Origin of the sequence: Streptomyces avidinii, from assembly GCF_014650695.1 — a bacterium.
Classification (GTDB): Bacteria; Actinomycetota; Actinomycetes; order Streptomycetales; family Streptomycetaceae; genus Streptomyces; species Streptomyces avidinii.
The window spans coordinates 691,304-701,350 of record NZ_BMVL01000002.1 but is presented as its reverse complement, the minus strand read 5'-3'; the positions used below and the strand labels follow the sequence as shown (position 1 = coordinate 701,350).

Below are 10,047 nucleotides of genomic sequence, written 5' to 3'. Positions count from 1 at the left end.
TCAGCAGGACGGGCAGGGCATGGTGGATACGCAGGAATCGCATGCCCGTCCAACCGGGACGGGCCCGGAGCCGGTCACGCCTTGTCACCCGTTGGACGGCTGTGCGACGGTGCGACCGTCGCCGTCAGCGTCAGCGTCACCGGCATATCCCGGCATCGCAGGCACCGCAGGAGGACGAGATGAGCGCAGAGGCCGCCACCGACGGCCGCCGCCCGCGGGTGAGGACCGCCGGCGGTGTCGTGGAGGGCCGGACCGGCCCCGGCGGGACGGCCGTCTTCCTGGGCATCCCGTACGCCGCCCCGCCCGTCGGCGCCCTGCGGTTCGCGGCGCCCGCGCCCCCGGCCGCCTGGGACGGCGTGCGCGACGCCGCGGCCTACGGGCCGACCGCGCCCAAGGTGCCGTACCCGGACACGTTCGCCGCCCTGCTCCCCGACCCGGTGATCCCGGGGGACGACTGCCTGAACCTGAACGTGTGGACACCCGACCCGGCCCCCGGCGCCCGGCGCCCCGTCATGGTGTGGATCCACGGCGGGGCGCACACCCGGGGCTCCTCGGCGGTTCCCGTGTACGACGGCTCCGCCTTCGCCCGCGACGGGGTCGTCCTCGTCTCCTTCAACTTCCGCCTCGGCGTCCTCGGCTACGGACTCTTCCCCGACGCCCCCGTCAACCGCGGCCTGCTGGACCAGATCGCCGCCCTCACCTGGGTCCGCGACAACATCGGGGCTTTCGGCGGCGACCCCGAACACGTCACCGTCTTCGGGGAATCCGCCGGCGCCATCAGCATCGGCTCCCTCCTGGCCGCCCCGCGCGCGGCCGGGCTGTTCGCCCGGGCCGTGTTGCAGAGCGGAGCCCCCGAGGTCCTGCCGCGCGTCAGGGTCCGCGCCATGGTCCGGCGGATGGCCTCGCTGCTCAAGGTGGACGCCACCGCCGCAGCCTTCTCAGCCACCGACCTGCCCGACCTGCTGGCCGCCCAGGCGGCCGTTCTGCGCAGATCCGGCCCGCTCCTCGGCGGACCCGCCTTCGGCCTGGTCGCCGACCCGGACACGATCCCCACCGACCCCCTCGACGCCCTCTGCGACTCCGCGGTCTCCGCCGAGGTGCCGCTGCTCCTCGGCTGGACGAGCGACGAGTACCGGCTGTGGCTCGCCCCCACGGGCGGGATGCGCCTGCTGGACCGGCTCGGCCAGCTCTCCGTATCGCTGGCCCGGGCCCGCACCGGCAAGGACCGGGCGGCCGTACGGGCGCTGCGCACCGCCCTGCCCGCCGCGAGCCCCGCCGAGCTGGCCGGGCAGCTGCTCACCGACCGGCTCCTGCGCGACCCGCTGCGCAGGCTCGCCGGGGCGCGGCGGGCGGCGCCGAGCTTCCTGTACGAGTTCGGCTGGCCCTCCGGCCTGCCGGGGCTCGGCGCCTGCCACGCCCTGGAGCTGGGCTTCGTGTTCGACACCCTTGCGGCACCGGAGGCCGCCTGGCTGGCCGGGTCCGAGCCCCCGCAGGAGCTGGCCGACGAGATGCACGCGGCCTGGGTGCGGTTCGCGGTGGAGGGCGATCCGGGCTGGGCGGCCTGGAACGGCGAAGGCCCGCCGAAGGTGTTCGGCGGGCCTTCGCTCGATGCGGAGCAGGCGTCGGTGACTACTCGACGGGTCCTTCCATGACCTTGCTGATGTACTGGATCGGCCCCTCGCCCATGTTCGGGACGTAGGTCTTGGCGTTGTGCTGGCCGCCCTTGATGACCCTCAACTCGGCATGGATCGGGCCCTTGTTGCCGTAGGTGGCGATGAACTTCTGCACGTCCGGCAGGGTCTTCTTGTTGTTCTCGCTGTCACCGACCTGGAAGGCCAGGTACACGTCCGGACCCTTGGCGTCGATGAGCTGCTTCGCCAGCAGCTCCGGGTTGTTCTCGGCCTTCTCCTTGTCGTGGCCCTTCCACAGGGAGGAGTCCGGGACGATGTCCGGGCCGGAGGCGATCACGGCCTTGAACTTGTCCGGGTGCTTCAGTACGGCCTTCAGGCCCGCGAACCCGCCGGTGGAGGAGCCCATGAAGGCCCAGCCGTCACGGGACTTGACGGTGCGGAAGTTCGCCTTGACCAGGTCCGGCACGTCCTCGGTCAGCCAGGTGCCCATCTTGGGCTGGCCCGGGATGTCGGAGCCGTCCCAGTAGATGCCCTTGTCGTCCGGCGCCGGGTTGAGCACCGGCATGGCCAGGATGAAGGGCTTGCTCTTGCCCTCGGTGTACCACTTGCCGATGCTGGTCTGGAGACCGAGGTCGGTGCCCATCCAGTAGTTGCTGGGGTAACCGGCGCCGCCCGGCAGGGCGATCATGACCGGGAAGCCGCTCTTGGCGAACTTCGGGTCGTTGTACTCCTTGGGGGCCCAGACCCAGACCTTGCCCTTGAAGCCGGACTTCTTGCCGTCGAGCGTGGTGACGGCCACGTGTGTGCCGTCGGGGAGCGTCATCGAGTTCTTGAACTCGGCGGCCGGCCCGGTCGGCATGAGCATCTTGGAGTTCGCCGGCGGGGGAGCGTCGTTCTTCTTGCCGCCTCCCGCGGGCGCCTGCCCGAACGAGACCGCGGAGCCCTTGTCGGTGAAGGGGGGTATCTCGTAGTGGTTCAGCACGAGCGCGGCCGTGCCGGCGAGCGCGAGGACGGCGGCGCCCGCTATCAGCCAGCGGCGCCCCTTCCGGCGGCGCGGCGGCTCTTCGGGGTAGAGGTCCTGCGGTCCGTACCGCGCCGTCTGTTCGTACTGGTCCTGCGGCGCGTACTGCGCCTGCTGCCCGTGCCCGCCCTGCTGCCCGTACGGCTGCTGGGGCGGCTGCTGTCCGTACGGCTGGCCGTACTGGTCGCCGTGGGGCGGCCGGGGTATCTGTCCTTCCGGCCGGTACGGCTGGTACTGCTGCCCGTCGGGTGCGTACGACATGTGCGGTGGCTCTCCGGCTGGTGCTGCCCCAGAGGGGCGGGGTGGTCTGACTGCTGAGTCCTTCCGTTCGAAGGATGAACGAAAGCATGTCAGGGTTCCGCACTTTTCCTACTCTTGGGGTCCTCTGGGGGAGGCCATTGCCCGACGCCCGTACGGCCGGTGGAGTTCACGATCCCGCCGCCGTCCATGCCTGGCCCTTGCACATGCCGCTGGGTATGGTGCCCCCGCGCCGCCCCCGGAACCCCACCCCGCCCCGGAGTCCTCCCATGACGCTCCAGCGCCGGATCCTGATCCTGGCCACCGCCGTGGCCCTGCTCGCCGCGGTCTGCGTACTCGCCGTCCTGCGGGCCTCCTCCCGGGCCGACGAGAAGGACCGGGCCCGGGCCGGCGGCCCGCAGATCACCCGGGGCGAGTTCTCGCTGGCACCGGGCGACGGCGGCCGGCGGATCGTGTTCCGCAACATGGCCTGGGGCCCGCACCGGGACGAGCTCGCCACCGTCGCGGCCGGCGCGCCGGAAGGGACCCGCACCGCGTCCGGGGTGAGCTGCCTGCGCTTCCACGCGGCCGGGGGCACCGGGATCTGCCTCCGGGCGGACCGCAGCGGGGTCCAGGAGGGCTATCGGGCGGTCGTCCTCGACGCCCGCCTGAAGGAGGTGTCCGCACACTCGCTGGGCGGGGTTCCCACCCGGGCCAGGGTCTCGCCCGGCGGGCACCTCGCCGCGTGGACCGTCTTCGTCGGCGGGGACTCGTACGCGGGTGCGGACTTCTCCACGCGGACCTCGGTGCTCGACCTGCGCACGGGCCGGCTGGAGGCCTCGCTGGAGGACTTCACGATCCTCAAGGACGGGAAGCCGTACCGCGCCGCCGACGTCAACTTCTGGGGGGTCACCTTCACCGCCGACGAGCGGGCCTTCTACGCGACGCTCGCCACCGGCGGCCGCACCCACCTGGTCCGCGGCGACCTGGCCGCGCGCACCGTGACCACGCTGCGCGAGAACGTCGAGTGCCCGTCGCTGTCGCCCGACGGGACCCGGCTGGCCTTCAAGAAGCGGGTGCCGGGCCTGCCGGCGGAGGCGCCCTGGCGGCTGCACGTGCTGGACCTGGCCTCCGGCGCCGAGACCCCGCTCGGCGAGGAGCGGAGCGTCGACGACCAGGTGGTGTGGATCGACGACAGGACCGTCGCCTACGCCCTGCCCGGGGACTTCGGAGCCGACCTGTACGCCCTGCCGGCCGACGGGAGCGGCGCCCCCGCCCGCCTCATGGACTCGGCCCTCGCCCCGGCCTTCCTCGGGTGAGGGGGCCGCGGCGGGGGCCGAGGGGCAGGACCGTTTTTCCGCTCTTCCGTCCGGCCGGCCGGGTTACGCGGGGACGAGGGTCTTGCGGCGCCGCTTGCGCTGCGCGCCCGCCGACAGCCTCAGCTCGATGATCGACCGTACGGTCGGCCATTCCTCGTCGAGGATCGAGTAGAAGGCAGTACTGCGGACGGCGCCGTCGAGCCCGCGCGAATGGGCCCGACGGACCCCCTCGCAGGTGAAGCCCAGACGTTCCATCGCGGCCCGTGACCGGCCGTTGCGCGCATCAGCACGCAGCGAGATGCGCCGCACCCCCCAGGTCTCGAAGGCATGGCGGAGCATGAGCAGCTTCGCCTCGGTATTGATGCCGGTGCCCTGGGCGCCCGGGGACAGCCAGGTATTGCCGATCTCGGCGGCATCGGGGATCGCCGTCGCCGGATCGCCGAACGGGACGCCGGGCACGGCGGGCCAGACCAGAGGCCCCTGCCAGTAGTCCAGTTCCAGGAACCGGGTCGAACCGACGACCCGCCCGTCGGTGGCTCTGACCACCGCGAACGGGAGCGATCGACCCGCAGCCTGATCGGCCAGGGCACGGTCGATGTACTCGTGGGACGCCTGCACCCCGTGGGGCACGGGAGTGAAGGCGTAAGTCGTACGATCCTCGGCCCCGGCCACGGCCAGAGCCTCGGTGTGGTGGGGGGCGAGGGGCTCGAGCCGCACGGTGCGGCCCGCGAGGTGTACGGGTACGGGCACGGAGCCTTCGGTCCTTCTGGGCGGTGGGGTGGTTGCACAGTCTGCGTCCATGACGTCGCCCCCCGTGCAAAACACGAGTGAAAGGCAACCGGCTGTCAGGTGAACGCGAGTGGCTCAATGTAGCCCCTTAAAGTCCTCTCATGAACCCCCAATTTGGCAATGGCGTGCCACTGATTTTCGATGACTTCGGTCCCCGCGAGGGAGCGCCCGTAATCCTGATCCACGGACATCCCTTCAACCGCACGATGTGGGCCCCCCAGACGGCCGCGCTGACGGCCGCCGGATACCGTGTGATCACGCCTGACCTGCGGGGATACGGGGAAAGCCCGGTGCTCCCGGGCAGGGCTATCCTGGCGGATCTCGCGGACGATCTCGCCGCCCTGCTCGCCGGCCTGGGGATCGAACATCTGGTCGTCGGTGGTGTGTCCATGGGCGGTCAGATCGCGATGGAGGTACGACTGCGCCACCCGGGTCTGGTACGGGCCCTGGTCCTCTCCGACACCTCTCCCGTTCCGGAAACCCCGGACGGCGCGAAGTTCCGCCGGGAGACCGCCGAACGGCTGATCGCCGAGGGCATGCGGCCCTACGCCGAAGAGGTGATCGACAAGATGCTGGCCGCCCACAACGTGACGGCCATGCCCGAGACCGCCGCGCGGGTGAGCGCCATGATGTGCGCGACCGATCCCGAGGGCGCGGCCGCGGCGCTGCGCGGCCGCGCCGAGCGTCCCGACTACCGTCCCGTGCTCGCCGGGGCCGCCGAGCCCTGCCTGGTGCTGGTGGGCGCCGACGACGTCTACACCCCGGTCGCGGAGGCCGAGGCCCTGCACGCGCTGCTGCCGCACTCGGTGCTCACCGTGATCGAGGGGGCCGGCCACCTGCCCGGGCTGGAGCGGCCGGAGGCCTTCAACAAGGCACTGCTGGACTTCCTCGCGGGGCTCTGAGCGGCGCGCGCAGGACCCCCGGCCCGACCCGGGCCCCGCACCGCACCGCTGAGATCATTCCCGGTATGGACGACGTACTGCGGCGACTGGCCTCCGTGGGGCCCTTCTTCACCGTCCCGTACGGGACGGAGCCGCCCGGCCCCGGCTTCCGGCCGCTGACGGCGCTCTACGGGGAGCAACTCGGGCCGTACGTGGCCGAGGTGGGCCGGCGGATCGGCAGCGGACCCGGCCGGGTCGCCGCCTCGACCGCGCAGTTCGGGATCGCCTCCCGGCTGTGGTCGCTCGCGCTCGGGTCCGCGGCATTGGCGGGCCGAGTACCGGACCTGTCCGCCGAACGGGTGTGGTGGCGGCTGCCGGATGCCGGGTCGCTCGAGCTGTGGCTGCCCGAGCCCGGCCCCGGCCTGCCGGCCGAGGAGCTCGGGGAGAACGTCCTGGCGAACCTGGCCGTGCTGGACGCGGCCCTGCGCGAGCGCTTCGGGGTGTCGGCGCAGGTCCTGCGCGGGAATGCGGCCTCCGGTCTGGTCGGGGCGCTGCGGGTGCTGATCGACCGGGTCCCGGGCGGCGTGGCAGTGGAGCCGGCCGGCGCCCTGCTGGCCGAGGACGGGGCGCTCGCGGGCACCGGCACCTTCATCCACGAGGACGGGCTCGGGGTGGCCTTCGTACGGCGCAGTTGCTGCCTCTACTACCGGGTGCCCGGCGGTGGGCTCTGCGGGGACTGCGTGCTGCGCGCCGCGCGGCCGGACCGGCGGCGGGCCTGACCGCACGCGTCGCGGCCGCACGCGGCCGTTCGCGGCCGCACGCGGCCGTTCGGAGCAAGGGAGCGCGCGCCGTGCCGCGACCCGCCACCGGCCCGGCGTACGGTCCGCTGCATGACCGCTCGTACACCGCACCAGCCCTCCGCACTCACCCGCCGCGCGGCCCTCACCGGGCTCGCCGCGGGCGCCGGGGTCCTCGCTGTCGGCGGCGCGGCGGCCCGCACCGCGGCCGCCGCGCCCGAGCCGTCCGCGAAGGCCGTCGATCCCACGCCCGGAGCGATGGAACTCTTCGACGATCCCGGCTTCAACTTCGCGGGCCTGCTCGCACTCGGCGCCGCCGGGATGCGCGCCTCCGAGGTGGGCGAGGTACTGACCGCGGTCAACGCCATCAACGCGGCCGGTCTGTCCGAGCAGACGTTCAGCGACACCTTCCGCGCCTGGGGGGACCGGCTCGCCGCGCCCCCGGCCGCCGGCCGCCACGGTCACGAGGCCCCCTCGCAGACCCGGCGCTTCCGCTCCCTGCGGGCCTCCCAGTACTACGCGCAGGCGCTGTTCTACGTGCTCGGCACCGACCACCCCGGCGACGAGGAAGCGGTCTACCTGGCCGGGCGCAAGGCCTGGGACACCTTCACCCGGCTGTGCTCACCGGCCGCCGTCCGCGCCAAGGTCCCGTACGGCAGGACGCATCTGCCGGTGTGGTTCTTCCGCCCGGACGGTCCGGCCGAGCCGCGCCCCACCGTGATCCTCACCAACGGCAGCGACGGCCAGAACCTGGACATGTGGACCTACGGCGTGTCCGCCGCCCTCGACCGGGGCTGGAACGCCCTCGTCTACGACGGACCCGGCCAGGGGCAGCTGCTGTTCGTGGAGGAGATCCCCTTCACCACCCGCTGGGAGAAGGTGGTCGGCCCGATCGTCGACTGGCTGGAGACCCGCAAGGACGTGGACAGCGGGCGGATCGCGATCACGGGCCTGAGCATGGGCGGCAACCTCGTCGCCCGCGCCGCCGCCTTCGAGCACCGGCTCGCCGCCGTCGCCTGCCAGCCGGGTTGCGTCAGCCCCTGGCTGGGCTTCGACGCGGAGCTGCGCGCCGTCGTCACCCCCGACAAGGAGGAGACCAACCGGGTCTGGAACGAGGAGGTCGTCCCGGAACTGACCCCGCAGCTCGCCTTCACGGTCAAGAAGCGCTTCGAGATCTTCGACGGGCAGGCACTGCGCCAGGCCCGTGCGGGCATCGTGCCCACGGACATCTGGACCCCGGCGCAGGTGGCCATGGGGCTCGACATCACCGAGGTGGTGGGGAGGATCAAGGCCCCGACGCTCGTCCTGGACTACGACTTCGAGCTGTTCTACCCGGGCCAGCCGCAGCAGATGTACGACCTGCTGCGCACGCGGCGCGAGTACGTGAAGATGACGGAGGCCACCGGGGCGCAGTTGCACTGCTCCCCGATGGCCCCGCAGCAGCACTGCGACGTCGTCTTCGACTGGCTCGCCGACGTCCTCCAGCGCTAGGCGTACTTCCGGAGGGACCTCTAGAAGGTCAGGTTCCAGGAGTCGATCCTGCCGGTGTCGCCGCCGGCGTTGTCGTTGACCCGCAGCTTCCAGGTGCCGTTCGCGACCTCGGAGGAGGCGTTCACGGTGTAGACCTGGTTGATGTTGTCGGCGCTGCCGCCGGCACGGTTGTGCACGGTGTAGACGGTGCCGTCCGGGGCGATCAGGTCGACCTTGAGGTCACCGATGTAGGTGTGAACGATGTTCACGCCCACCTTGAGGGTGGCCGGGGCGTTGCCGGTGACACCGCCGACGGTGATCGGGCTCTCCACGGTGGAGTTGTCGCCGATGGCGAAGTCGCCGGCGTTCTCGAAGTACTTGCCGGGCGGCGGGGTGCTGCCGACCGCCTTCAGCGCGTCGACCTGGCCCTCGCCGAAGAAGCCGTTCTTCGCCGTGGTGCCCTTGCAGCGGCTGTCCGACGGGCAGGCGACGTCATTGGCCTGGGTGGCCAGCTTGTCGCGCAGCTGCGCCGGGGTGATGCCCGGGTTGGTGCTGGCCAGCAGGGCCGCCACACCGGCGACGTGCGGGGACGCCATCGACGTACCGCTCATGCTGCCGTACTTGCCGCCCGGCAGGGTGCTGTAGATGCCGGTGGTGTCACCGCCGGGCGCCGTCACGTCGACGACGTTCAGGCCGTAGTTGGAGTACGAGGCCTTCGCGGTGGTGCCCATCGCCGAGACCGTGACCACGCCCGGGAGCTCGGTCGGGATGTCCAGGCAGGCGTTGGTGATGGTGCGGGTGACCGGCGTCGAGTCGTTCGGGCTCTCGGTGTCGGTCGTCTTGTTGGCCAGGTCGATGTTGGAGTTGCCGGCTGCAGCGACCTGCAGCGAGCCCTTGCCCTCCGCGTACTCCTGGGCGCGCTTGACGCCCTCGATGATCGCGGCCTGGTCGGCGTTGTCCGGGCAGTTGAACTGCCACGGGTCCGTGTAGTAGCTGTTGTTGGTGACCTTGAAGCCGTGGTCGCCGGCCCACATGAACCCGCAGACGGTGTTCTCGGCGAAGAAGAGCGAGGAGGTCGGCTCGGCGATGCGCACCGAGGAGATCTTCACGCCCGGCGCGACGCCGATGACGCCCTTGCCGTTCTTGGCGGCGGCGACCGTACCGGCCACGTGCGTGCCGTGGGTGCCGACGTCCCGCCAGGCGCCGGTACGGGTGTCCGGCTTGCCGTAGGCGCAGGACGCGGAGTCCGCCGCGTTGAAGTTCGGCGCCAGGTCCTGGTGCTGGTCGTCCACACCGGTGTCCAGGATGCCGACCTTGACGGAGGCGGAACCGGTGGTCACGGCCCAGGCCTGGTCGGCCTTGATCTGGGTCATGTCGGCGCGGACCGGCTCGCCCGAAGGCGTCGTGGACTGCGCCGGGTTGGCGGGCAGCGCCGGGTTGTAGGCGTCCGCCGGCACGTCCGAGGTGCGGGTCGCGCCGACCTGCTGGACCCCGCTCACACCGCGCATGGTGGTGGCGAAGGTGCCGGACGCGGAGTGGGCGATGACCACGCCGATCGCGTCGTAGTGGTTGAACACCGTGCCGCCGTTGGCGGTGACGGCGCTCCGCACCGCCGTGGTGTCACCGGGAGCGGTGATGACGAGGTAGGCACGGGTACCGGCAACCCAGGTCGCACTCTGGGAAGCCGGGGCCGCAGCCTTGGGGGCCGCCGCCGGGGCGGGGGCCGAGGAGCCGTTGGGCGAGACCGGGGCGGTGCCGGCGAGTGCGGCGGGAGCCCCGAGGACGAGTGCTGCGCCGAGCGTGGCGGCCAGCACGAGGGTACGTCGAGGTCGGCTGGATATGTGGGGTATCAATGCGTCCTCCGAAGACCCGGTGGTCAGGCCGGGTCGAACGAAACAAGTG

At 72.2% G+C, this 10,047-nt stretch carries 8 protein-coding genes; 5 read left to right on the top strand and 3 right to left on the bottom strand.

Going from position 1 to position 10,047, the window contains the following annotated elements; all coding sequences use genetic code 11:
• Nucleotides 1–179: 179 nt before the first annotated feature.
• The gene (locus tag IE257_RS07495) at nucleotides 180–1,652 is read left to right on the top strand and encodes a carboxylesterase/lipase family protein (RefSeq protein ID WP_189965890.1); all 1,473 of its coding nucleotides are present in this window, start codon (nucleotides 180–182) and stop codon (nucleotides 1,650–1,652) included.
• On the opposite strand, the gene IE257_RS07490 is transcribed toward IE257_RS07495, so the two are convergent.
• Nucleotides 1,630–2,913, bottom strand: a complete 1,284-nt coding sequence (locus IE257_RS07490) for an alpha/beta hydrolase (protein WP_189965888.1) — start codon at nucleotides 2,911–2,913, stop codon at nucleotides 1,630–1,632. The genes IE257_RS07495 and IE257_RS07490 overlap by 23 nt on opposite strands.
• Before the next feature lie 266 nt (nucleotides 2,914–3,179).
• On the opposite strand from IE257_RS07490, the gene IE257_RS07485 reads away from it, so the two are divergent.
• Nucleotides 3,180–4,208: a TolB family protein gene (locus tag IE257_RS07485; protein WP_189965886.1), complete on the top strand. Its 1,029-nt coding sequence runs from the start codon at nucleotides 3,180–3,182 to the stop codon at nucleotides 4,206–4,208.
• Between the two features lie 63 nt (nucleotides 4,209–4,271).
• Here the strand turns inward: IE257_RS07485 and IE257_RS07480 are convergent, their stop codons facing one another.
• Nucleotides 4,272–4,958 (bottom strand): GNAT family N-acetyltransferase, encoded by a 687-nt coding sequence (locus IE257_RS07480; RefSeq protein WP_189965884.1) that lies wholly within the window; start codon nucleotides 4,956–4,958, stop codon nucleotides 4,272–4,274.
• A gap of 140 nt (nucleotides 4,959–5,098) precedes the next feature.
• Between IE257_RS07480 and IE257_RS07475 the strand changes: the two genes are divergently transcribed.
• The 3 genes from IE257_RS07475 (at nucleotide 5,099) to IE257_RS07465 (ending at nucleotide 8,166) form a co-directional block, all read left to right on the top strand.
• A complete protein-coding gene (locus tag IE257_RS07475) occupies nucleotides 5,099–5,899 on the top strand; it encodes an alpha/beta fold hydrolase (RefSeq protein ID WP_189965882.1) in 801 nt (266 codons plus the stop codon).
• Between the two features lie 65 nt (nucleotides 5,900–5,964).
• A complete protein-coding gene (locus tag IE257_RS07470) occupies nucleotides 5,965–6,657 on the top strand; it encodes a (2Fe-2S)-binding protein (protein WP_189965881.1) in 693 nt (230 codons plus the stop codon).
• A 111-nt stretch (nucleotides 6,658–6,768) separates the two neighbouring features.
• Nucleotides 6,769–8,166 carry an alpha/beta hydrolase family protein gene (locus IE257_RS07465; RefSeq protein ID WP_189965880.1) on the top strand — a complete coding sequence of 466 codons (1,398 nt, stop codon included), beginning with the start codon at nucleotides 6,769–6,771 and terminating at the stop codon, nucleotides 8,164–8,166.
• Nucleotides 8,167–8,186: 20 nt separating this feature from the next.
• Here the strand turns inward: IE257_RS07465 and IE257_RS07460 are convergent, their stop codons facing one another.
• Entirely contained in the window at nucleotides 8,187–9,959 is a 1,773-nt protein-coding gene (locus IE257_RS07460) for a S8 family peptidase (RefSeq protein WP_189965879.1), read from the bottom strand.
• Nucleotides 9,960–10,047 lie beyond the last annotated feature (88 nt).

Excerpts from the sequence above, each read along its gene's own strand:
- IE257_RS07470 (WP_189965881.1), top strand. The coding sequence starts at position 5,965 with ATGGACGACGTACTGCGGCGACTGGCCTCCGTGGGGCCCTTCTTCACC.
- IE257_RS07465 (WP_189965880.1), top strand. The coding sequence starts at position 6,769 with ATGACCGCTCGTACACCGCACCAGCCCTCCGCACTCACCCGCCGCGCG.
- IE257_RS07475 (WP_189965882.1), top strand. The coding sequence starts at position 5,099 with ATGAACCCCCAATTTGGCAATGGCGTGCCACTGATTTTCGATGACTTC.
- IE257_RS07485 (WP_189965886.1), top strand. The coding sequence starts at position 3,180 with ATGACGCTCCAGCGCCGGATCCTGATCCTGGCCACCGCCGTGGCCCTG.
- IE257_RS07495 (WP_189965890.1), top strand. The coding sequence starts at position 180 with ATGAGCGCAGAGGCCGCCACCGACGGCCGCCGCCCGCGGGTGAGGACC.
- IE257_RS07490 (WP_189965888.1), bottom strand. The coding sequence starts at position 2,913 with ATGTCGTACGCACCCGACGGGCAGCAGTACCAGCCGTACCGGCCGGAA.